Source organism: Streptomyces sp. NPDC101393, assembly GCF_044767385.1.
Taxonomy (GTDB): domain Bacteria; phylum Actinomycetota; class Actinomycetes; order Streptomycetales; family Streptomycetaceae; genus Streptomyces.
Map to the genome: position 1 here is coordinate 418,933 of NZ_JBIWNU010000006.1, position 22,920 is coordinate 441,852.

At 72.5% G+C, this 22,920-nt stretch carries 18 protein-coding genes; 10 read left to right on the plus strand and 8 right to left on the minus strand.

Annotated features, from left to right (window positions below; all coding sequences use genetic code 11):
• Positions 1–66: 66 nt before the first annotated feature.
• Complete coding sequence (gene treZ, locus ACIRQ7_RS21555; protein WP_404264417.1) at positions 67–1,869, minus strand: malto-oligosyltrehalose trehalohydrolase; 1,803 nt, start codon at positions 1,867–1,869, stop codon at positions 67–69.
• Positions 1,870–2,119: 250 nt separating this feature from the next.
• Between treZ and ACIRQ7_RS21560 the strand changes: the two genes are divergently transcribed.
• Together ACIRQ7_RS21560 and ACIRQ7_RS21565 are read left to right on the plus strand one after the other, a co-directional pair.
• Positions 2,120–2,665, plus strand: coding sequence for an FHA domain-containing protein (locus ACIRQ7_RS21560; protein WP_401470763.1), 546 nt, complete (start codon positions 2,120–2,122; stop codon positions 2,663–2,665).
• A 70-nt stretch (positions 2,666–2,735) separates the two neighbouring features.
• Positions 2,736–3,068, plus strand: coding sequence for a hypothetical protein (locus ACIRQ7_RS21565; RefSeq protein ID WP_404264418.1), 333 nt, complete (start codon positions 2,736–2,738; stop codon positions 3,066–3,068).
• Between the two features lie 42 nt (positions 3,069–3,110).
• On the opposite strand, the gene treY is transcribed toward ACIRQ7_RS21565, so the two are convergent.
• Positions 3,111–5,570 carry a malto-oligosyltrehalose synthase gene (treY, locus tag ACIRQ7_RS21570; protein WP_404264420.1) on the minus strand — a complete coding sequence of 820 codons (2,460 nt, stop codon included), beginning with the start codon at positions 5,568–5,570 and terminating at the stop codon, positions 3,111–3,113.
• A 183-nt stretch (positions 5,571–5,753) separates the two neighbouring features.
• Between treY and ACIRQ7_RS21575 the strand changes: the two genes are divergently transcribed.
• Positions 5,754–7,073: an MFS transporter gene (locus ACIRQ7_RS21575; protein ID WP_404264422.1), complete on the plus strand. Its 1,320-nt coding sequence runs from the start codon at positions 5,754–5,756 to the stop codon at positions 7,071–7,073.
• A gap of 42 nt (positions 7,074–7,115) precedes the next feature.
• Here the strand turns inward: ACIRQ7_RS21575 and glgX are convergent, their stop codons facing one another.
• The gene (glgX, locus tag ACIRQ7_RS21580) at positions 7,116–9,293 is read right to left on the minus strand and encodes a glycogen debranching protein GlgX (protein ID WP_404264424.1); all 2,178 of its coding nucleotides are present in this window, start codon (positions 9,291–9,293) and stop codon (positions 7,116–7,118) included.
• A 655-nt stretch (positions 9,294–9,948) separates the two neighbouring features.
• Here glgX and ACIRQ7_RS21585 point away from each other — a divergent pair.
• Positions 9,949–11,202, plus strand: coding sequence for an SAV2148 family HEPN domain-containing protein (locus tag ACIRQ7_RS21585; protein ID WP_401470751.1), 1,254 nt, complete (start codon positions 9,949–9,951; stop codon positions 11,200–11,202).
• A gap of 70 nt (positions 11,203–11,272) precedes the next feature.
• Here ACIRQ7_RS21585 and ACIRQ7_RS21590 read toward each other — a convergent pair whose 3' ends face one another.
• Positions 11,273–12,109, minus strand: coding sequence for an SDR family NAD(P)-dependent oxidoreductase (locus ACIRQ7_RS21590; protein WP_404264426.1), 837 nt, complete (start codon positions 12,107–12,109; stop codon positions 11,273–11,275).
• Between the two features lie 247 nt (positions 12,110–12,356).
• On the opposite strand from ACIRQ7_RS21590, the gene ACIRQ7_RS21595 reads away from it, so the two are divergent.
• The gene (locus ACIRQ7_RS21595; RefSeq protein WP_404264428.1) at positions 12,357–13,196 is read left to right on the plus strand and encodes an inositol monophosphatase family protein; all 840 of its coding nucleotides are present in this window, start codon (positions 12,357–12,359) and stop codon (positions 13,194–13,196) included.
• Between the two features lie 82 nt (positions 13,197–13,278).
• Here the strand turns inward: ACIRQ7_RS21595 and ACIRQ7_RS21600 are convergent, their stop codons facing one another.
• Positions 13,279–13,638: a winged helix-turn-helix transcriptional regulator gene (locus tag ACIRQ7_RS21600; RefSeq protein ID WP_404264430.1), complete on the minus strand. Its 360-nt coding sequence runs from the start codon at positions 13,636–13,638 to the stop codon at positions 13,279–13,281.
• A gap of 95 nt (positions 13,639–13,733) precedes the next feature.
• Here ACIRQ7_RS21600 and ACIRQ7_RS21605 point away from each other — a divergent pair, with 95 nt between their 5' ends.
• The gene (locus ACIRQ7_RS21605) at positions 13,734–14,324 is read left to right on the plus strand and encodes a carboxymuconolactone decarboxylase family protein (protein WP_404264432.1); all 591 of its coding nucleotides are present in this window, start codon (positions 13,734–13,736) and stop codon (positions 14,322–14,324) included.
• A 101-nt stretch (positions 14,325–14,425) separates the two neighbouring features.
• On the opposite strand, the gene ACIRQ7_RS21610 is transcribed toward ACIRQ7_RS21605, so the two are convergent.
• Entirely contained in the window at positions 14,426–15,388 is a 963-nt protein-coding gene (locus ACIRQ7_RS21610; protein ID WP_404264434.1) for a zinc-binding alcohol dehydrogenase family protein, read from the minus strand.
• Between the two features lie 136 nt (positions 15,389–15,524).
• On the minus strand, positions 15,525–17,033 hold the full coding sequence (proP, locus tag ACIRQ7_RS21615; RefSeq protein ID WP_404264585.1) for a glycine betaine/L-proline transporter ProP: 1,509 nt from the start codon (positions 17,031–17,033) through the stop codon (positions 15,525–15,527).
• A gap of 415 nt (positions 17,034–17,448) precedes the next feature.
• On the opposite strand from proP, the gene ACIRQ7_RS21620 reads away from it, so the two are divergent.
• A complete protein-coding gene (locus ACIRQ7_RS21620; protein WP_401470738.1) occupies positions 17,449–18,186 on the plus strand; it encodes an exonuclease domain-containing protein in 738 nt (245 codons plus the stop codon).
• Between the two features lie 66 nt (positions 18,187–18,252).
• Here the strand turns inward: ACIRQ7_RS21620 and ACIRQ7_RS21625 are convergent, their stop codons facing one another.
• Positions 18,253–19,143, minus strand: coding sequence for an aminoglycoside phosphotransferase family protein (locus ACIRQ7_RS21625; protein WP_404264436.1), 891 nt, complete (start codon positions 19,141–19,143; stop codon positions 18,253–18,255).
• A 498-nt stretch (positions 19,144–19,641) separates the two neighbouring features.
• Between ACIRQ7_RS21625 and ACIRQ7_RS21630 the strand changes: the two genes are divergently transcribed.
• From ACIRQ7_RS21630 to ACIRQ7_RS21640, 3 genes are read left to right on the plus strand one after another with little or no spacing between them, the layout of a single operon-like run.
• Complete coding sequence (locus tag ACIRQ7_RS21630) at positions 19,642–20,580, plus strand: carbohydrate ABC transporter permease (protein ID WP_404264438.1); 939 nt, start codon at positions 19,642–19,644, stop codon at positions 20,578–20,580.
• On the plus strand, positions 20,577–21,434 hold the full coding sequence (locus tag ACIRQ7_RS21635; protein WP_401470729.1) for a carbohydrate ABC transporter permease: 858 nt from the start codon (positions 20,577–20,579) through the stop codon (positions 21,432–21,434). Before ACIRQ7_RS21630 ends, ACIRQ7_RS21635 begins: the two co-directional genes overlap by 4 nt.
• Positions 21,434–22,759, plus strand: coding sequence for an ABC transporter substrate-binding protein (locus ACIRQ7_RS21640; RefSeq protein WP_404264440.1), 1,326 nt, complete (start codon positions 21,434–21,436; stop codon positions 22,757–22,759). The genes ACIRQ7_RS21635 and ACIRQ7_RS21640 overlap by 1 nt, the downstream gene beginning before the upstream one ends.
• Positions 22,760–22,920: the final 161 nt, after the last annotated feature.

Here is a 22,920-nt window from a genome sequence, read left to right on the forward strand (position 1 = left end):
CCCGAGCCCCTCGGCGGGGTTATTTCGAGGGACGGGCGGACAGGCCGACGGGCGGGGCCCGGCCGGCTACGGGCCCAGGACGACGACCGATGCCGGGGGCAGCCGCAACAGGCCGTCGTCACCCGGTAGTTGGGGATCGGGCCAGGCCGCCAGCACACGCCCGGCCGGCCCGACGGCGATCGCGGCCGTCGCGTCCTCGGCGAGATTGACCGCGATCCGCAGCGGCCCGCGGTCGAGCAGTAGCCAGCGGGCCCGTTCGTCGAACGCCACGTGGGTGGCGGCCGGATCCGGATCGGTCAGCGCGGGCTGCTCGTGGCGCAGCGCGATCAGGGTGCGGTGCCACTCCCACAGCGCGGCGTGCGGTGCGGCGGAGAGTGCGGACCGGTCCAGGACGCAGCGGTCGCGGGTGGCCGGATCCTGCGGATCGGGCCAGTCGTCCGCGATGCCCGCGCCGCTCTCCTCGACGCCCTGGAAAGGACCCTGATCACCCCAGTCGTGCGAGGCGAACTCCCGGCGCCGGCCGGCCCGTACCGCCTCCGCCAGCTCCGGATCGGTGTGGTCGGTGAAGTACTGCCAGGGGGTCCGCGCGCCCCATTCCTCGCCCATGAACAGCATCGGCGTGAAGGGCGAGCACAGCACCACTGCGGCGGCGCAGGCGAGCAGCCCGGGGGAGAGGCCGGCCGCGAGCCGGTCGCCGAGCGCGCGGTTGCCGATCTGGTCATGGGTCTGGGAGTAGGCCAGCAGCCGGTACGCCGGGGTGACGTGCAGGTCGAGCGGTGCGCCGTGGGCCCGGCCCCGGAAGCTGGAGTGCGTACCGTCGTGGAAGTACCCACCGGTCAGCGTCTTGGCGAGGGCGGCCAGCGGGGCACGCGCGAAGTCGGCGTAATAGCCCTGGGATTCGCCGGTGAGCGCGGTGTGCAGGGCATGGTGGAAGTCGTCGTTCCACTGGGCGTGCAGGCCCTGGCCGCCGGCCGCCCGCGGGGCGATGCCGCGCGGATCGTTCAGGTCGGACTCGGCGATCAGGAACAGCGGCCGCCGCAGCCGGTCGGCCAACGCGTCCACCGCCTCGGACAGTTCGGCGAGAAAGTGCCGGGCGCTGTTGTCGTGCAGGGCGTGCACGGCGTCCAGCCGCAGCCCGTCGATCCGGTAGTCCCGCAGCCAGCTCAGCGCGCTGCCCAGCAGATAGCCGCGTACCTCGTCGGAGCCGGGCGCGTCGAGGTTGACCGCGGCGCCCCAGGGGGTGTGGTGGGTGTCGGTGAAATACGGTCCGAACGCCGGGAGATGGTTGCCCGCCGGGCCGAGGTGGTTGTGCACCACGTCGAGGACGACGCCGAGGCCGTGGCCGTGCGCGGCGTCCACGAACCGCTTGAGGCCGTCGGGCCCGCCGTACGGCTCGTGCACCGCCCAGGGGGCGATCCCGTCGTAACCCCAGCCGTGGGTGCCGGGGAACGGGCACACCGGCATCAGGGAGACATGGGTGATGCCCAGGTCGGCGAGGTGGCGCAGCTGCGCGGCGGCGGCGTCGAAGGTGCCCTCGGGGGTGAAGGTGCCGAGGTGCAGCTCGTAAAGGACGGCGCCGGGCAACGGGCGGCCGGGCGAGGGGTGCCGCCAGCCGAACCGGTCGTGTTCGACGACCGCGCCGGGGCCGCTCGGACCCTCCGGCAGGCGGGCGGCGCGCGGGTCGGGCAGCAGCGGGCCGCCGTCGAGCCGGAAGGCGTAGCGGTCACCGTCGCGGGCCGGTGTCTCGGCGCGCCACCATCCGTCGCGGCCGGTGTCGCGCGCCAGGGGGACAGCCGGTTCGGCGGCCCGGTCACCCGCCCACTGGAGCGCGACCCGACCGGCGTCCGGCGCCCATACCTCGAACAGCACGGCTGTCCTCCTTCGCTCGCTCCCAGGGACCGCACCGGCTGTGGGGACCACGTTCGTCACGCGCACCGGGCGCCACTTGAAGAAACCATGTCGTCGCGCCGCCGGACAGCCCGACGTGGCGGGAAGGACGGCATCGGGCCATTCCGGTGAGCCGCCCGGCCGGCCGAGGACCGGCGCGGGCCCCGCACCGGACTGCCCGTCACGCACACATCGCCTGGACAGCGGCTCGCGGTGGCCGGACAATCGCCGCATGACTTCGCTCGAGTTCCCCGCGCGGCCGGCGCGCCCGTCGGACGCCGACCGGGAACGCGCCCTCGACCTGCTGCGCGAGGGTGCCGCGCAGGGAAGGCTGTCCCAGGACACCTTCCTGCGCCGTCTGGAGCTCGTCCTCACCGCCCAGCACAATTCCGAACTCGCCCTGGCCACCGCCGATGTGGAGCAGCGCGGCAGGATCCAGGGCGGGATGCTGCGGATGGTCGGCCGGATGTCGGCCTTCCACATCAGGGTCCGCAGGGCCTGGCGTACGGAGCGGCTGCCCAAGCTGATGCTGCCGGAGCCGGGTCCCGTTCCGCTGCTCATCGGACGTGCCCCCGGCGTGGGGCTGCGGCTCAACCACGAAACCGTCTCGCGCGCCCACGCCGAACTCCGCAGGGCCGGAAAGGTCTGGATGCTGCGCGACCTCGGCTCCACCAACGGCACCGTCGTCAACGGACGCCGGGTGGTGGGCGAGGTGCCCGTCGGGCCCGGTGACCACATCACGTTCGGCCGGGTCGACTACGTCCTGACGGAACGCTGAGGCGGGCCCCCGACGGTGACCCGCCGGCCGCCCGGGAGTCCGTACGTCTCGCGGACCTGGCGGACCGGCCGTGGGTGCGCTGCGGCCGGAGCCGGTGCTGGACGGCCGGGCCTGGCGGGACGGGGAGTGCGAGGGGGCCGGGTTCGTGCCGCGTACCGCCGTGCGCACCCAGCACAGCTCGACCGCCGTCCGGATGGCGGCGGCCGGTGTCGGCGTGCTGTTCACGTCCTCCCACGAACTCACCGGACTCGACTGCGTCCACGTCCCCGCCGACCCGCCCTGGCGCCGCTCCGTCACCGTCTTCTCGCGCGTCCAACTGTCGCGCGCGGCGGGGGAGTTCGCCCGGCCGCTGCGGGAGGTGGCGGGGCGCGACCAGGAAGCGGACGGCACCGGGAGCGGCTGACCGGGGGCCGCGCTCCGCCCTGCCCGCGCCGCCGCCGCGCCCTCACTCCGCCACGAGCAGCGCCACCGGCGACACCTCCAGCAGCTCGCTCAGCCCCACCACCGACCCGCCCGCCCGTTCACGGCCGGTCAGCAGGTCGCGCCAGGGGCCGCCGGGCGGCAGCCGCAGCGCGGTGTCCCACCAGCCCCCCGTCTCCACCAGCCGCAGCGACAGCCGGGTCGTCACCGTCACCACCCGCCCGCTGCGGCCGAACGCCACACAGTGCTCCGCCGCGGGCCCCTGCGCGTACAGCGGCTCGTACGTACCCTCCGCGCCGAACCACTCGGGACGGGCCCGCCGTAGCCGCAGCGCGGCGGCCGTCAGCCGCAGCTTCTCGCCGGACAGGTCACGCGGCGCGGCCCCGCCGTCCAGTTCGGCGAGCAGCTCCGGCCCGAAACGCGCCGGGCACCGGTTGTCCGGGTCGACGAGCGCCGCGAACTCCCGCTCGGTGCCCTGGTAGAGGTCCGGGACCCCCGGCATGGTCAGCTGCAACAGCGCCGCACCCAGCACGTTCGCCCGGACGAACGGGGCGAGTTCGTCGTCCAGCGCGGTCAGCGGGACCGCCGGCGTCCCGCACGGGCCGCTGCGCACGAATTCCGTGACGGCGTCCTCGTAGTCCGCGTCCGGTTCCATCCAGGTGGTGCGCAGGCCCGCCTCGCGTACGGCCTTGAGGACCGCGGGCGCCACCCGGGCGGCTGCCGTGCCGCCGTCCGCCGACGCGGCACCCGCGTACGGGCCGCCGAGTCCGAACGCGGTCTGCCAGGCCGTCCAGGAAACCAGCGGATCCGCCGGCTCCGCCCCGTCCGGCCCGAATCCCACCCCGGCCGCGCCGCCCGCCACCTCACCCAGCACGTCCCGCCACCGGTCCGGACACTCCGACAGCACCGCGATCCGCGCCCGGACATCGGCGCTGCGCTTGGTGTCGTGCGTGGTGAGCACCGTCCCGGTGGCCGGCCAGTCCCGCTGCAACCGCGCGCAGTACGCGTGGAAGGCCTCCGGGCCGAGCGCGGGATCGCCCGGGTCACCGCCGACCTCGCACGCCGACAGCAGCACCGGGTAGCGGTAGAAGGCGGTGTCCTCCACGGACTTGGCGTGGAGTGCGGACGCGGTCTGCGCGAACCGCGCGGTGAAGTCGGCGCAGTCCGGGCCCTCCCCGAAGCGCCCCAGCGCGAGATCGCGGACCAGGTCCACCGCCAGCGCCTCCGCCGGCACCCGGAACGTGCCGCGCGCGAGCGCCGCCGCCTCGTCGAGCATCGCTGCGTCCTGCTCCGCGCGGGCAGTGTCCGCCGCGTACGGGCGGTAGACCGGCAGCCGTACCAGCAGTTCGCGCACCGCGTGGCGCAGCGCCCAGGGCGCGTGGTCGCGGGGGTGCGGGACCCGGTCGGCGATCCGCGCCGCCGTCCGCACCAGCCGCTCGACCTCCGCCGCCAGATCGTGGGTGACGACCTCATGGGCGGCCCGGCGCACCGTCTCCTCCCAGTCGCCGCCCTCGTCGGCCAGCGGCGTGACGAAGTCCCGGTAGTGGGAGAAGAGCCGGCCCACCCCCTGCGGGCAGACGAACAGGCCGTCGATGTGCCGCAGCGCGTCGTATCCGGTGGTGCCCGCGCACGCCCAGCCGTCCGGCAGCCGCTCCGGGCCGCTGAGGATCTTCTCCACCACCGTCCAGCTGCCGCCGGTCCGGGTGCGCAGCCGCTCCAGATAGCCGCCCGGGTCCGCCAGCCCGTCCGGGTGGTCGACACGCAGCCCGTCGATGAGGCCCTCGCGCACCAGCCGCAGCACCGTGCCGTGCGTCGCCTCGAAGACCTCGGGGTCCTCGACGCGTACCCCGATCAGTTCCGCGATGGTGAAGAACCGGCGGTAGTTCAGTTCGCTGCGGGCCAGCCGCCACCAGGCGAGGCGGTACCACTGGGAGTCCAGGAGGTGCGCCAGGGGCAGCTGTTCGGTGCCGGGACGCAGCGGAAAGGCCAGCTCGTGGTAGCGCAGTGTCCCGTCCTCGACCCGGAAGTGCTCCCGCTCGTCGCCCAGCCGCCCGGCGAGGACCGGCAGCAGCATCCGCCCGCCGTGCCCGCCGTCCCAGTCGATGTCGAACCACCGGGCGTAGCGGGACTTCGGACCGTCCCGCAACACCTCCCACAGCGGCCCGTTGAGCGACAGCGGCGCCGGTACGGCCATGTGGTTGGGCACGATGTCGACGACCAGCCCGAGACCGTGCGCGCGCGCCGTCCCCGCCAGCGCCCGCAGGCCCTCCTCGCCGCCCAGCTCCGCCCGCACCGCCGCGTGATCGACCACGTCGTAGCCGTGCGTGGACCGCGGCACCGACTCCAGGACGGGCGAGAGGTGCAGATGGGAGACGCCGAGTGTGGCGAGGTGCGGAACGGCCCGCGCGGCGGCCTCGAAGGGGAAGTCCGGCTGGAGCTGCAGCCGGTAGGTGGCGGTCGGCGACGGACTCGGTGGCTGCGTCATGGGAACACGAGTACCCCGCTGACGGCCTGTTCTGTCATCCGCCGGGCATCGGCTCTGCCATCGGCCCGGATCCGCAGGTGGTGCCGGGTCGTGGTTTCCTCCGAGCGGTGGCTGCGCGACGGCGGACACCTTCGTACGTCCCGTCCCTACGCCCCGGGGTGCCCCGGCGGTTAGCGTCGGGCGATGACCGACGTCACCGCCACCTACCGCCGGGTGATCGCGCTGGGCGGGCCGCTGCTGCCCGTCGTGTCCTTCCTCGGCAGACTCCCGACCGCCATGTGCCAGCTCGGCAGTCTGCTGCTGGTGGCCGAGACGAGCGGCAGCCTCACCACCGCGGGTCTGGTGGGCGGTGCGCTGGCGGCGGGCCAGACCTTCGCCGGGCCGCTGATCGGCCGGCTCACCGACCGCCACGGCCAGCGCCCCGTCGTGCTGGCCGCCTGCTGGCTCAACGCCCTCGCGGTGACCGCCCTGGTGCTGGCCTCCCTCGCGCAGATCGCGACGCTCCCGCTCGCCCTGGCAGGACTGCTGGCCGGGGCCAGCGTGCCGCAGATCGGGCCGCTCGCCCGCGCCCGGCTCGTCGCCCTCGCACACCGGGAAGGGGCCGACGACCAACTGGTCAGCGCCGCCCTGTCGTTCGAAGGGACGCTGGACGAGGTGTCGTTCGTGCTCGGCCCCGCCCTGGTGGGACTGGCCGCCGCGCTCGCCCACCCGGCCGTCGCGCTGTCGCTGGCGGCGGTGCTGCTCGCGGTGTGCGGATCGGCCTTCGCGCTGCACCCGACGGCGTCGGCGGTGCGGCCCGTGGCCGACGGGCGGGCCGGCGCGGGCGTCGCCTCGCCCCGGCCGGGGCCGGACCGGCGCCGGCGTCGCGACGCCGCCCGGCCCGCACGCGCCAAGATGCCCCGCGCCGTGCACGGCCTGCGCGCCTCCATGGCGCTGCAAGGGGCCATGTTCGGTGCCTGCCAAGCCGGCATCACCGCGCTCACCGAGCGTCTCCACGAGGGCGCGCAGGCCGGACTCGTCTACGCCGCGATGGGCGTGATGAGCGCCGTCGCCGGACTCTCGCTCGCCCTGGTGCCCGCCCGGATCGCGCTGCCGACGCGCTGGCGGGCGGCGGCCGTCGCGCTCCTCGTACTGTCCGTCCCGCTGCTGTTCGTGCAGACGCTGTGGGCCCTCTATCTGGTCGTCGTGGTCCTCGGCGTGGCCTTCGCCCCGCACCTGATCACGATCTTCGGCCTCACCGAACGGGTGGTGCCCGCCGCCCGGCTGGCCGAATCGATGGCCTTCCTCACCAGCGCCGTGGTCGGCGGCCAGGCCCTGGCGCTGGCCGCCTCCGGCCGTCTCGCCGAGGCCCACGGACCGTCCGCCGCCTTCGCCGTCGCCGTCGGCGCTGCCGTCCTCATCCTCGCCCTGGCCCTCGGCTGCCGGACCGCGCCCCGCCCCGCCGCACCCGCCGCCCAGGGGCTTCCCGAGGAGCAGCGGAGGGCGGGCGCGGGCAGATCGTAGCCACCGCCGGGCCCGCCGGGGCCACCGCGCCGGGCGGGCCGCTCAGCTGGGCCGCTGCAGCACCAGCAGACTGCGGCCGGTGAGCGTCAGCTGATCGCCGGCCTTGACCTTGGCGCCGCCGCCGGCCACCGACTGCGGCCGGTCGGTGTCCACCACGACCTGCCACTGCCGTCCGTGGTGCACCGGGACGGTGAACTTCTCCTCCTGCTCATGCGCGTTGAACATCAGCAGGAACGAGTCATCGGTGACCGGTTCGCCCCGCGTCCCCGGTTCGGAGATGGAGCTGCCGTTGAGGAAGACGGTCAGCGATTTGGCGTGCGCCGACTGCCAGTCACGCGGCCCCATCTCCGCGCCCCCGGCCGTGAACCACGCGATGTCGGACAGCTCGTCAGGTGTCCCCTCCACCGGGCGGCCCTGGAGGAACCGCCGGCGCCGGAACACCGGGTGATCGCGCCGCAGCCACACCATCTGCTGAACGAACGCCAGCAGCTCCCGCTCCTCGTCCGCCCCCGCGTCGCCGCCCGCCCCCTCGTCCTCGCCGTCCGGCGCCTCCACCGCCCCGTCGGTGGCGTGGTCCGGCCACCGCACCCACGCCAGCTCGTTGTCCTGGCAGTAGGCGTTGTTGTTGCCCCGCTGGCTGCGCCCGAACTCGTCGCCGTGACTGAGCATCGGCACCCCCTGCGACAGCATCAGCGTCGCCAGGAAGTTCCGCATCTGCCGCGCCCGCAGGCGCCGCACCGAAGGATCGTCGGTCGGCCCCTCGGCGCCGCAGTTCCACGACCGGTTGAAGCGCTCACCGTCCCGGTTGTCCTCGCCGTTGTCCTCGTTGTGCTTGTCGTTGTACGCGACGAGATCGTGCAGCGTGAAACCGTCATGGCAGGTCACGAAGTTCACCGAGGCGAGCGGACGCCGCCCGTCGCCCTGGTACAGATCCGAGGAGCCGGTCAGCCGGGACGCGAACTCCGCCAGGGTGCGCGGTTCGCCCCGCCACAGATCCCGCACCGTGTCGCGGTACTTCCCGTTCCACTCCGTCCACAGCGGCGGGAAGTTCCCCACCTGGTAGCCGCCCTCACCCACGTCCCAGGGCTCGGCGATCAGCTTCACCTGGCTGACGACGGGGTCCTGATGCACCAGATCGAAGAACGACGACAGCCGGTCGACCTCGTGGAACTGCCGGGCGAGCGTCGCCGCCAGATCGAACCGGAAGCCGTCCACCCGCATCTCCTGCACCCAATAGCGCAGCGAATCCATCACCAGCTGGAGCACATGAGGACTGCGCATCAGAAGTGAATTACCGGTGCCCGTGGTGTCCATGTAATACCGCTGATCCTCCGACAGCCGGTAGTACGAGGGATTGTCCAGCCCGCGGAAGGACAGCGTCGGGCCCAGATGACTGCCCTCGGCGGTGTGGTTGTAGACCACGTCGAGGATCACCTCGATACCGGCACGGTGCAGCGCCCGCACCGCCGTCTTGAACTCCAGCACCTGCTGCCCGCGATCACCCCACGACGCGTACGCATTGTGCGGCGCGAAGAATCCGATGGTGTTGTAGCCCCAGTAATTCGTCAGCCCCGCATCCACCAGCCGGTGGTCCTGCACGAACTGATGCACCGGCATCAGCTCCAGGGCCGTGACCCCCAGCTTCGTCAGATGGTCGATGATCGCGGGATGCGCCAGCGCCGCGTACGTACCGCGCAGCTCCTCCGGCAGATCCGGGTGGCGCATCGTCAGGCCCTTCACATGGGCCTCGTAGAGCACCGTCTCGTGATACGCGGTACGCGGCGGCCGGTCGTCGCCCCAGTCGAAGTACGGGTTGACCACCACCGACGCCATCGTGTGCGGCGCCGAATCCAGGTCATTGCGCGTCTCGGGCCGCCCGAAGTGGTACCCGTACACCGCCTCGTCCCAGTCGATCCGGCCGCTCATCGCCCGCGCATAGGGGTCGAGCAGCAGTTTCGCGGAGTTGCAGCGGTGCCCGTTGTCCGGCTCGTAGGGGCCGTGCACCCGGAAGCCGTAGCGCTGCCCCGGCATCACCCCGGGCAGGTAGGCGTGCCGCACGAAGGCGTCGGTCTCCCGCAGCTCCACCGCGCTTTCCGAACCGTCGTCGTGCAGCAGACACAGCTCGATACGCCTCGCGGCTTCGGAGAACACCGCGAAATTGGTGCCCGCCCCGTCATAGGTGGCACCCAACGGATACATCTGTCCCGGCCAGACCTGCATGCGTAGACTCTTCCACTCACTCGTCGGGGCTGCGGCGACTCCACGACACGCGTCCGCGGACCGAATTCCAATCCTGCGCGAAATCCTTCCCCAACTTGTCGCACACAGTGGGATTTTCGCGAGATTCTTCGCTGAAATGCGGGCACCTCGGCCCGATGTCAGATCGTCCTACCGGGGTGAGGCGGTGCATTCGGGCCACGCGAAATGATCATTTACCGGGCGGGCGCGGGGAACTCGCGGATACGGAGCAAACGGCGGTTACACCCCCTACGGAAAGTTCGCGGGCAGCTACACCACATCTGGGAAATTCACCAGCGGCAACCTGGCCAACCGTGCCGGGGGTGCGGCGCAGCTCTCGGGGTCCGGGTCAACGCGGGGCCCGCGCAACACCCCCTCGCGGGGAGCGGCATCCACTTCCCGCAGACCGGACGGGCCGCCCGCCCTTCGGCGCCGCCGGCCCGCCGGCAAGGCCCTCAGCTGGCAACTTGCGGCGCCACCGCTATGAATCCGCTCACGGTGACCGCCCTTTCCGGGCACAACGGGCACGGTGAATAAGGGGAGTTGGTGGACGACTCGAACCATCATGCTGCACCGCCTCCCGCACCGCAGTAGTCTGCCTTGATCGTTGGCACGGGGGTTCGGGAGGCGGTGGCAGGTGAGCGGCGGGCTGGAGTTGCCCCCTGGTGACGAGAGTCACGAGGGCCATGAGGGCGGCTCCGTCGACGCACCGCCCGGTGCGGTGTCCCTGGCACGGCCCCTGGAGATCGGCGCGGAACTCGACTGGGGAGCCGACGCGTGGAGCGAGGTGCGCACCCGGGCCCGCCGGGCCGGCCGCGCCTACATCTGGCTGAATCTCGTCGAGCAGCGGTTGCGGGCCGTCGTCGCAGCGGTGCTGCGCCCCATCTACGAGCCGGTGCACGGCGACGAATGGGTCATCGCGGCCGCCGGTCCCGCCGGACAGGAATGGGTCCAGCGCGCGGTCGCCGTCCGCGAGGTCAGCCGCCGCAAGGGCTACCTCCTCGACCCCGCCGACGACAACATCGTCAGCTTCCTGACCCTTCCTCAGCTGCGCGAACTGATGGTCCAGCACTGGCCCTGCTTCGAGCCGTACTTCGACGACCGCCGCGATGTCGAGCTGGGCCTGGACGAGCTGGAGGTGGCCCGCAACATCGTCTCCCGCAACCGCGCGCTGTCCGAGACCGTGCTCGCACAGGCGGAGCGGGCATCCGCCCGGCTGCTGGACATCCTGGGCTCCGGAGTCGGCACCCGTATCTCCGGGCGGCTCCCCATCGACGCCGTCGAGGACCTCGTCGGCGACCGCTACGCCGATGTCGTCGGTGTCCACTCCGACCGGGTGCGCCTCCAGCGCCAGCTGCCCGCCGAGGACCTCTTCGGCGGGGCCCGCCGTCTCGACGCCGTGGGTATAGGCCTGAACCTCCTGGTCCAGAACTACTCCGGCCGCCGGCTGGTCCGGCTCGCCGAATCCGGCTGCCGCATCCGACTGCTCTTCCTGAACCCGGCCAGCAGCGCGGTACGCCGGCGCGAGCGGGAAATCGGGCTGAAGAAGGGCGAGATGAGCCGGTCCATCGAGATGAACATCCTGCACATGCGGCGGGTGCGGGCCCGGCTGCGTGACCCCGGCGCCTTCGAGATCCAGGTCTTCGACGAAACGCCCCGCTTCACCGCCTACCTTGTCGACGGCGACGGCCCCGACGGCCTGGCGGTCGTGCAGACCTACCTCCGCAGGAGCCGCGGCATGGAGGCCCCGGTCCTCGTTCTCCGCGGCGGTGGCCGCGAGGTGGTCCGGCAGGGGGGCGGCCGCGACGGCCGGGACGGCGAGCACGGCCTCTTCGAGACGTACCGCGAGGAGTTCGAGAGCGAGTGGGCGGATTCGCGGCCGGTCTCGTAGGCGGGTGCTTCCGGGATGGCGAGTTCCGCAGCCGGGGAGTTCCGGTAACCGCGGAACGGCGGGCGTGGCGCTACGACGTTCCGGTGATACCGCCGTCGACCCGTAGCTCGATGCCGTTGATGTAGTCGGCGAGCGGGCTGGCCAGATAGGCGACCGCCGCCGCGATGTCCTGGGGCCTCCCCAGCCGCCCGGTCGGGTTCGGCGCGTACTCCGCGACGATCCCCGCCTCGGCCGACGCGCCCGCGGTGTCGTCGGTGGCGTCCGCGTCGGCTGCGGCGGCTGCGGCGGCCTCGTCGTCCGCCGCTGACCGGCGGTCGTCGAGCATCCGCTGCATCGAGGGAGTGATGATCACCCCCGGGCTCACGCAGTTCGCCGTCACCCCCGTCCCGGTGAGGTGCCGGGCCAGGCTCGTGGTCATGTTCACCACGGCCGCCTTGGCCGCCGAGTACGCCACCATGTGGGGGAGCGGGGTCCGTACGGCCCGGCTGCCGATGGTGATCACCCGGCCCCAGCCGTGGGCGCGCAGCGAGGGCAGCAGGGTCTGGGTGACCCGGACCGTCGGCAGGACGTTGCCCTCGAAAGCGGCCCGCCAGTCGGCCGGCCGGGCGCTGTCCCAGTCGTGTTCGGCGAACGGACCGGCGTTGTTGACCAGGATGCGGGCCCCGAACTCGCGGGCGGTGAGCGCGACCTGCTCGGCGACGCCCGGCTCCGTCAGATCGCCGAGCACCACTTCGGCCCGGACCCCGCGCGCGGTGACCCGCTCGGCGACGGCGGCCGCCGCGGCGGCATTCCGGCCGTGCACCAGAACGTCGCACCCCTCATCCGCCAGCATCTCGGCGATGGTCGCGCCGATCCCCGAACTGCTGCCCGTCACCAGCGCGCCGTGTCCTGCCAGCCGAAGGTCCATGGCGGTCACCCTAAGGGCTGTCCCGCCATCCCTGGAGGACGAGCGGTCCCGAAGAACGGTGGTCGACCGGCGCGCGGGTGACCCGCGAGCCGGACATGCTGTGGCGCCACGACCGGCCGGCGGACCTCCTTGAGCTGCGGATCCGCGGAGCGTCCGTCCGCCGCCGCTCGCGAGCCGAAGAGGCCGTGGAGGGACTCCAACATCCCGCCGCACGGCGGGAATTCGCCCCCACCGATACCCTGCACCCGTGATCGACTCATCCGGGAACCCTGACGACACAGGGGTGGCCATTGCCGCCGCACGCGCCGGTGCGGACGTGGTGCGCAGCATGTACGGCCGGCGGCTCGGCCGCATCGACAAGGGCGCCGGGGACTTCGCCACCGCAGCCGATGTGGCAGCCGAGAAGGCGATCCTCGGGGTCATCCGTGCCGCTCGGCCCGATGACGCGGTGCTCGGCGAGGAGGGCGGGCAGCAGGGTGCCTCCGATGCGGTCCGCCAGTGGTGGGTGGATCCCCTGTGCGGCACGCTGAACTACGCCGTCGGGAACATGCTGGTGGCCGTCAATGTGGCGCTGCGCGACGGGGCGGCGGCCGTGGCCGACCCGTTCAGCGGCGAAGTCTTCTTCACCGACGGTGAGAGCGCCTGGGTGCGGCACGACGGGGCCGATACGCGGCTTGCCCCCACATCCGCCACCCACCTGGTGGATGTCAACCTCGACCCGCCCTTCCCGAGCGCCCCCGCATTCCGGGCCGTGGACCTGCTGGCCCACCCCGGCTTCGTCGAGCGGTTCCGGCCGCGAGTGGTGTCCACGACGCTGGCGTTGGCCTGGGTCGCCGCGGGCAGGCGCGCCGCGTACGTGACCGATGGCGGCGATCTCTTGGGGAGCGTGCACTTCGCCGCCGGCATCGCGCTGTGCCGGGCGGCCGGCTGCCTCGTCACCGGGATCGACGGCACCCCGATCGGGCCCGCGAACCCGGACGGGCAGGCGAACCCCGCCGGGCAGGCGCACCGCGGACTCGTCGTGGCCGCCGACGCCGAAACCCATGGACTGCTCCTGTCGATGACGGGCGGCCGAAGCCGGCGCTGAGACCGCGCGGACCCGTCATCCGCGGGATGCGTGCGGGACGGGATGCCTGCGGGGCGGGATGCATGCGGGTACAGGCGCCGGTCTACGGGGCCTGCTCCTCGGGGCCGGGCGCCGCGAGGTCGGCGGCCCAGCGTTCCGCCCACCCGTGCAGGCCGGCCAGCTTGTCGCACGCCTCCTTCCCGAGCGTCGTCAGGCAGTAGCTCTCCTCGGTGCCGCGCTCCACCAGGCGCGTTTCGAGCAGTTCGAGCAACCGCTGGCGCAGCACGCTTGAGGACATGCCGTCGCATCGCTGCTGCAACGTCCGGAATCCCAGGGGCTGATCGCGCAGTTCCCACAGGATCCGCAAGGCCCAGCGCCGGCCGAAGAGGTCGAGCGCGGCCATGAGGGGGCGTCCGGTCGTCGAGCCGCGGACCGGGCGACCCGGGCCGGGTGCTGAGGGCATCGCTCAGTAATTCCTCTCCATACGGCTGGTGCTTCTTTTTCAGAAACATTACGCTCCACGTCAGCGATTCGAAAATCGAAGCACAGGGAGGGTTCGTGTCCGCACGCATACCGCCACTGGAGGCCCCCTACCCACCCCGGACCGCAGCACTGCTGCACCGGATGATGCCGCCCGGCGAGGAGCCGATCGGCCTGTTCCGCCTGTACGCGCAGCACCGGCAACTCGCCGAGGCACTGCACGGCTGGGGCTCCTATCAGCTCAGCCGCCGACTCACCCTCGGCCTGCGGGACCGGGAACTCCTCATCGACCGCACCTGCGCCCTGTGCGGCTGCGAGTACGAATGGGGCGTCCACATCGCCCGGTTCGCGCCGCGCGCCGGACTCACCGGCGCGCAGATCGCCTCCCTGACCCACGGCACCAGCGCGGACACCTGCTGGAGCGACGAACGTGACCGCCTGCTCCTCGACGCGGCGGACGCGCTCCACACCCACCACGACATCGACGACAGCCTGTGGAGCCGTCTCAGCGCGGAGTTCACCCCCGAACAGCTCCTCGACCTGCTGATGTTGTGCGGCTGGTACCACGCCATCAGCTACACGGCCCGCGCGACCAGGATCACGCCCGAGCCCGGAGCGCCGAGGTTTGGTGACGTCCCTCCGGCATCGGATGGCGAGAACCTGGCCTGACGCCTGGGGGGCCGCCGGTGACGCGGGCCGAGGGGCGGCCTCGCAGGCAGCGGCGGCCCGCCGTGGCGCCGGACGGCTCCGCGCGCGGGGCCGTCCGGACTTCAGGGGCGGAGGACCAGCTTCCCCGTGGTCCGGCGGCCCAGCAGATCCTCGTGCGCAGCGCGTGCGCGTCCGAGGTCGTACGCGGCACCGACCAGCGGCCGCAGGCGGCCCCGCGCCGTGAGGTCGAGCAGTTCTTCCAGCTCCTTACCGCCCGCCCCGTCACGGGCGATGAGCGGAACGATCCAGAATCCGCCGACGCTGATGCTCTCCACCGCGAGGCGGCTCGGCGAGAGCGCGGTCGCGGTCTGCCGGGACGAGGCGCCGTACGTCACCAGCCGCCCGAGAAAGCCGAGTGCGTCCAGAGCGGAGTCGAGGACCGGCCCTCCGACGGCATCCAGGATGATGTCGACGGGCTGTCCCTGATTGGCGTCGAGGACCCGTTCGCGGTAGCCGCTCGCCTCCCCGCCGATGGCCGCGTCGGCACCGAGTTCCAGGGCGAAGGCGCGCTTCTCCTCGGATGACGCCGTGGCGATGACACGGCCTGCCCCGAACTCGCGGGCCAGCTGCACCGCGAGGCTGCCTGTCCCGCCCGCGGCGGCGTGGACGACGACGCTCTCCCCGGGCCGTACGCGGGCGACCGACCGCAGCAGATGCCATGCCGTCAGGCCCTGCACGAGCAGTGCCAGCGCCGCACCCGCGCTCACCTCCCGCGGCAGCACGACCAGATCGCGGTCGGCGACGACGGTCCGCGCGGCGTACCCGCCCTGCCGGACGTAGCCGAGGACCCTCCGGCCGTCCGAGGTCCGGCCGACGACCTCCATGCCGGGGATGTGCGGCAGCGGCCCGCGGGGCGCATACGGCCCCTCGGTGTGTTCGCCCGCGATCTGCTTGATGTCGCCGAAGTTGACTCCGGCGGCCTCCACCGCGACCAGGGTCTCGCCCGGCCCCGCCACCGGGTCCGGCACCTCGGCCTCCTCAAGAACCTCAGGACCGCCGAACCGTTCGAACCGCATGGCACGCATGTACGCCCCTCCCGTACGGATCACCCTTGCCGCCAACCTACGCGGCACCGGACGGCCACGACGGGGAGAGGGGGCAGGCTGGGCCCGCCTGTGGCGGGAAGGCCGGGCGCACCGGCGCGGGCCGTATCGCCGCCGGTCAGTGCCGCCAGGGGTGGCGCAGGCGGATCCAGATGTCCCTGGCGCGGCGCCCGGCTTCGGTGCGGCTCTGGGCGACCAGCGCCTGTGCCTGCTCCTCGTTCTCCACCATCGGGCCCGAGCCGCGCAGCGGTTTGCCCGCCGTCTCGTGCAGGAAGAAGGTGGCGATGAACCCGATGGCCCCGGCCACCATCAGGTAGTACGCCGGGATCATCTCGCTCCCGGTCGCCTGCACCAGTGCGGCGGCGATCAGCGGGGTGGTGCCGCCGAAGAGTGACACGGAGATGTTGAAGGAGATCGACAGGGCGCCGTACCGCAGCCGTGTGGGGAAGAGCGCGGGCAGGGTGGACGCCGAGGTGCCGGCGAAGCAGACCAGCAGGAGCCCGAGGATGAGGCAGCCGAAGGCCGGCAACAGGATGCCACCCTCGCGGATCAGGAGCACCGCCGGAATGGCGAGCACGATCATCGCGAGGCTGCCCGCCATGAAGACGGGCCGGCGGCCCCATCGGTCGGAGGTGCGGCCGACGGTGGTGATGGTGAGCACCACGACGATCATGGTGCCGAGCACCAGCAACTGGGCGGTGAGGTCGTCCTCGCCGAGGGTCTCGGTCATGAAGGTCGGGAGGTACGACGTCACCATGTAGTTGGTGACGTTGTAGAGCAGCACCAGCCCCATGCAGATCAGCACCGCTTCCCAGTGCTGGGTGAAGATCTCCTTCAGCCGCCCGTGGCCGGACTGGCGGGCGTCCTCGACGGGGTCGTCGCCGCCCTCGGCGCGGCTCTTCTCGGCGGCCTCGTGGGCCAGCTCGGCCTCGCGCTGGAAGGCGGGGGTCTCCTCCAGGCGCAGCCGCATGTAGAGGCCGATCAGCCCCAGCGGCCCGGCGACCAGGAAGGGCAGCCGCCAGCCCCAGTCCACCATCCCGTCGTCGCCCAGCACGGCGGTGAGGACGGTCACGAGACCGGAGCCGAGGGAGTAGCCGACGAAGGTGCCGAAGTCGAGCCAGCTGCCGAGGAACCCGCGCCGTTTGTCCGGCGCGTACTCGGCGATATAGGTGGTGGCCCCGGCGTATTCGCCGCCGGTGGAGAAGCCCTGGACGAGGCGGCACACGAGCAGCAGGATCGGTGCGGCGAATCCGACGGCGGCGTAGGTGGGCAGGAAGCCGACGGCGAAGGTGCTGATCGCCATCATGATCATGGTGGCGGCGAGCACCCGCTTACGGCCGATGCGGTCACCGAGCGGCCCGAACACCAGCCCGCCCAGCGGCCGGACGAGAAACGCCGCGGCGAAGGTGGCGAAGGTCGAGACGACCTGGGCGCCCGGGGAACTCGACGGAAAGAAGACCCTGCCCAAGGTGCCCGCCAAATAGGCGTACACGCCGAAGTCGAACCACTCCATCGTGTTGCCCAGTGCGGCCGCCGACACCGCCCGGCGTACCTCGGGCTTGTCGGTGATGGTCACATCGTCGGTGCTCAGCGGCTGTTTGCGGCGGCGCAGCAGGATGCGGAGCAGCCGGTCGTTGGTGACGTTGCGGCCGGTGGCCGGCCTTCTGCTGCGTCGGCGGTTCGACGGATCCTGGCGTCCAGCGCTCATGTCATCCAACCGGGCGGAATTGGGGGGACTCATTATCGCCCGCAGGTCGCATATCGGGAGGAGACGGACATGGCTGCGTGTCGCTCCGGGGTGGTGGCCGGGCGCATACGCCCCGGTGTCCGGTCCGTCCTGCGGGCTCCTGGCGCTGGGTCAGACTCCTGGTCAGACCCCCGGACGGTCTCTCGGCCGGTCCTCGGAGCACCCTCGGTCGGTTCGCAGTCGGTTCGCGGTCGGTTCGCGGTCGGTTCCTCGGCGGGACGGGTGGCCGGTGGATTGTCAGTGGTGCGTGCGAGAGTGGGCGAGCAACGGGGGAGTACCACTGAAGGAGGCCGCCATGAGCTGGCATCAGGAGCTGTTGGTCAGCTTCGACCTGGAGACCACGGGCACCGATGTGGAGCAGGACCGCATCGTCACCGCCGCGCTGATCCGGCTGGAGGGGGACGGCCGGGCGGCCGCGCAGCAGTCGTGGCTGGTCGACCCCGGCGTGCCGATTCCCGAGGAAGCGGCGGCCATTCACGGCTTCTCGACCTCGTATGTCCGCGAGCACGGCCGTGCGCCGGTGACCGCGATAGAGGAGATCACCGAAGCGCTGGCCGAAGCCCTGCGCGCGGACATCCCGCTGGTGGTGATGAACGCGCGCTATGACCTCTCGCTGCTCGACCGCGAGTGCCGGCGGCACGGCTTGGCGACCCTCTCCGAGCGGCTCGGACACGCGCCCGCACCGGTGATCGACCCGCTGGTCCTGGACAAGCACGTGGATCGCTACCGCAAGGGCAAGCGCGCCCTGCAGGCCCTCTGCGGGCACTACGGCGTCCGGCTGGACACCGCCCACGAGGCCGGTGCGGACGCAGCGGCGGCGGCCGGGGTCGCCCGGCGCATCGGGCAGGAGTATCCCGCCGTCGCCATCCCCTCGCCCCGCGCGCTGCACGCACTCCAGGAGGAGGCGGCCGCCGAGCAGGCCGCCGCGTTCCAGGCGTATCTGCGCCGCTCGGGGACTCCGCAGGCGACGGTCGAACGAGCCTGGCCGCTCATCCCGTACCAGCCCGACCGGGCGGCCCCGGCGGGCAGTTGAGCACCGTCACCCGGTCCGGGCGATCCGGGCCGGACGGGACCCGGCCCGGATCGGGCAGGGCCGGGCTCAGAAGGGGTACCACCGCACCGTCGCGTCCTTGTCGCGCAGTGAGGCGATCCGGCGCCGGAATTCCTTGAGCGCCGCCGGGTTTCCGGGCGCGTGCTGGGAGACCCAGGCGCAGCTGGCCGTCTCCCGGGAGCCGCGCAGCACCGCGCAGCCCTCCCAGTCCCGTACGTCCCAGCCGTAGACGGACACGAAGGTGTCATAGGCGTCGGCGGCCAGGCCGTAGCGGTCGCGGCTCAGGGCCATCACGACGAGGTCGTGTTCGCGCAGATCGCAGGAGAAGGTCTCCAGGTCGACGAGCACCGGTCCGTCGGGCCCGACGTGGATGTTCCGGGGCAGCGCGTCGCCGTGGATGGGGCCGCGGGGCAGATGCGGCTCCAAGGCCGTGGCGGCGGTGGCGAAGGCGTCCCGCCGCCCGCGCAGATACTCCGCGTCCTGCGCCGAGACGGCGTCGCCCGCCAGCCGCAGCCAGCGTTCGACCCCGCCGAGGAGTTCTCGCCGGGGGAGCGTGAACAGCGGCTCCGGCAGGGCGTGTACGACCTTCAGCAGCGTGGCGAGGTCGCCCGGAACGGCAGGACGCACGGCCTCCGGGAGCCGCTGCCAGTACGTCACGGGATGCCCGTCGACGAGCGTGGCGACGGGCTCGGCGGCGCGTACGGCCGGCACACCCTCGGACTCCAGCCAGTTGGCCACGCCCAGCTCCCGCTCCGCGCGCTCCAGGAGTTCGGCGCTGCGGCCCACCCGTACGACGGGCCCCCGGTCGCCGAGGGCGAAGACGGCGTTCTCGCCGAGCGACAGCAGCCTGGCGTCCGCCGCCGCTTCGGGCCGTCCGGCCGCCGCCAGGACATCCCGGGCGCGCGCCTCCGTGAAGGCGCCGGGGCTCTGTTCGGTCATCGTGCTGCCTCCTGCGGTGCGAGATCGCGACCAGTGTCGCAGGTCCCCGAGGCCTCCCAGGAAGCCCTCCCAGGTGGGGAGATCCCCCATGGAATCGGACCGGAAGCTTGACTGTCGCGTCGGCCCTCACGACGATGACGGCGGCTGCCTGCCCCGAAGCACCTCCCGAGGGACACGCCGCCGACGGAACGGATCGGCCGTACCAGCAGTACGGCGCACCGCGCGCAGGCGCGGGCACGGGGGAACACGGGGAAGGGGAGGCACATATGACGCAGCGCCGACGGGACACACGCAGGGCGAGGCGGGATCCGCGGCCGGGACGAGATCCGCGAGCGGCGCACCGCCGCCACGGCAGCCACACCCCTCACGCCGACCACGGCGGCATCTGAGGCGCGCAAGGCCGAAGCGGCCCCCTCGAACGACCGGCCACCGGCCACCGCCCCTGGCCCCTGCCCTGCTTCCCGCCCCCCTGTCCCCTGCCCCGAAGGAGCCTTCGCCGTGACCCTCGCGACCGCACCACAGCGGTCCGCCGCAGCGGGCTCCGGCCGCGCCGCCCCACCCCGCCGCGACCGGGGCGCGTGGTTCCTCGTACTGCCCGCGCTGATCCCCATCCTGGTGCTGAGCGTCGGCCCGCTGCTGTACGGCATCGGCCTGGCGTTCACCGACGCGCAGTCCGGGCGGACCCAACCCACGCAATTCGTGGGGCTGTTGAACTTCTCCGACCTCCTCCACGACACGCTGTTCTGGGACTCCTTCCGGATCGGCCTGGTGTGGGCCGTCGGCGTCACCGTCCCGCAGTTCTTCCTCGCCCTCGGCCTCGCGCTGCTGCTCAATCTGAATCTGCGGATGCGCTGGCTGGCCCGTGCGCTGGCGATCATCCCGTGGGCGATGCCGGAGGTCGTCGTCGGCATCATGTGGCGGCTGGTCTACCACCCGGACGCCGGCGTCCTCAACGAGACGCTGCGCAACCTCGGCCTGGCCGGAAGCGAGGGCCGTGACTGGCTCAGCGGGCTGGCCACCGCGCTGCCCGCCGTCATCCTCGTCGGCGTCTGGGCCGGGATGCCGCAGACCACCGTTTCGCTGCTGGCCGGACTGCAGAACGTGCCACGTGAGCTGCACGAGGCCGCCGCGATGGACGGCGCGGGCGCCTGGCGCCGTTTCCGTACGGTCACCTGGCCGGCCCTGCGGCCCATCGCGCTCGCCATCAGCGCGCTCAACTTCATCTGGAACTTCAACTCCTTCGCCCTGGTCTTCGTGCTGACCGACGGCGGCCCCGGCGGCCGGACCCGGTTGCCGATGCTCTTCGCGTACGAAGAGGCCTTCCGTTACGGGCAGTTCGGTTACGCCGCCGCGATGGGCCTGGCGATGGTCGCGGTGATCTCGATCCTGCTGGCCGTCTATCTGGCCGGCCGGCTGAAGGGGGGCGACGAGTCATGAGCCCGAGCCGTCGCCGCCCCGGCGTCAAGCGCACAGCTGCCCGCACCGGCCAGTACGGCGCGCTGGCCTGCTACCTCGTCTTCCTCGCGTTCCCGTTCCTGTGGCTGATCTCCACGGCGTTCAAGCCGCCGCGTGAACTCGGCAGCATCCATCCCACCTGGATCCCCGAGGCGCCCACCCTGGAGAACTTCCGGCAGGCCTTCGCGCAGCAGCCGCTGCTGGAGGCCGCCGGCAACAGCCTGCTCGCCGCAGCGGTTTCGGCGGTGATCGCGATCGTGCTGGCGACCCCGATGGCGTACGTCCTGGCCCGCTACCGCAACCGTTTCTCGCGGGCGGCCACCGGCTGGGTCGTGATCAGCCAGGCGTTCCCGCTGGTGCTGGTGATCATTCCGCTCTTCCTGATCCTCAAGAACCTCCACCTGGTGGACTCCCGAATCGGTTTGATCATGGTCTATGTGGTGTGGTCACTGCCCTTCGCCCTGTGGATGCTGACCGGCTATGTGCGGGCCGTGCCGCCCGAGTTGGAGGAGGCCGCGGCCGTGGACGGCGCGGGACGGCTCCGCACGCTCGTCTCGGTCACCGCACCGCTGCTCGCGCCGGGCATCATCGCGACGGCGCTGTTCGCCTTCATCACCGCCTGGAACGAGTTCTTCTTCGCCCTGGTCCTGCTCAAATCACCCGAGAAACAGACGCTGCCGGTCGTGCTGACCCACTTCCTCGGGGCGGAGGGCGTCGCCGACCTCGGCCCGCTCGCCGCCGCCGCGCTGCTGGCCACCCTCCCGAGCCTTCTCCTGTTCGCCGTCATCCAACGGCGGATCACGGGCGGCATGCTCGCCGGGGCGGTGAAGAGCTGATGCGGCCCGATCCCGGCGCGCGCCGCCCCGCCCGCTTCGACCGCCGCGGTCTGCTCGCCGCCGCCGCGGTGCTGCCCGCCGCCGCCCTGCTGCCCGGCTGCTCGGACGGCTCCCGGCGGCGGACCGGCGGCCCCACCACGCTGCGTTTCCAGTCGCTGGCCTGGCAGCAGGACTCCATCAAGGCCAACAAGCAGCTGGTCGCCGCATGGAACAAGCGGCACCCCGACATCCAGGTGCAGTACGTCCAGGGTGCCTGGCCCACCGTCCACGACCAGTTGCTCACCTCTTTCGAGGGCGGCGAGGCGCCGGACATCATCCATGACGCCTCCGACGACCTCGCCGACTTCGCCTACGGCGGCGACCTCGCCGATCTCACCTCCCTGCTGCCGCGGCGCCTGCGCCGCGACATCCCGCAGCGGAGCTGGGACACCGGGACGTTCAACGGCCGGATCCACGGCATCCCGTTCCTCCAGGAGCCACGGGTGCTGATCGCGAACCGCACGAAGCTGCGGCGGTCCGGCGTCCGCATCCCGACGCCCGAAAGCCCCTGGACCTGGGAGGAGTTCGCGGAGGCGGCGAAGCGGCTGACGCGCGGCGGCAATTACGGCGTGGCCTGGCCGCTCAAGGAGCCGGTCTCCGCCACCCTCAACCTCTCCCTGTCCACCGGCGGCAAGGTCTTCCACCGCGGCGCGGACGGCAAAGTGGAGGTCCGTTTCGACGCCGCCGACCAGGTGGTGCCGCGCACCATCCACGAGCAGGTCAACGTCGACCGCAGCGCGGCCCGCACGACGCTCGGCATGGGCGGTTCGGACACGCTGCCCGGCTTCTTCGCCGGACGCTACGCGATGGTTCCGCTTGGCTTCTCCTACCGGCAGCAGGTCGCCCAGCAGGCGCCCGAAGGCTTCGACTGGACGGTGCTGCCCGCGCCCAGGGGTGATGTCCGCGACCAGGGCGTGAGCCCGCAGACGCTGTCCATCGCCGCGGACTGCCCGTACAAGGAGGAGGCGATGGCGTTCATCGACTTCTTCCTCCGGCCGCCCGGCATGGTCCGCCTCGCCCTGGGGGACTGGCTGCTGCCGACCGGTCAGGAGGCGCTGAAGGACGCGGCGCTACGGGCGGACACGTACGACTGGGCGACGGGTACCGCGCTGGCGGGCTCGCTGCGCTCCGCGCCGGCGCAATCGGTCCGCGGTTACCCGGAATGGAAGGACAAAATCGCGGCACCGGGTCTGCAGGACTACTACAGCGGTGCGATCGATCTGGACGGCCTGCGGGATCGTCTGGTCACGGACGGCAATCTGGTGCTGGCGCGCTATCAGCGCTGAGGGGTGACCGTCGGCGCGGAAGGCCGCGAGGACGCTGCGGCGGGGATGGCGGGGATGGCGGGGATGGCGGGGACGGCGGGGTGACGGACGGGAAGTTCGTCACCGGCCCGAACCGCTCGTCCGCACACGGGACATGACGGCCCGACGGGTATTCGGGAACA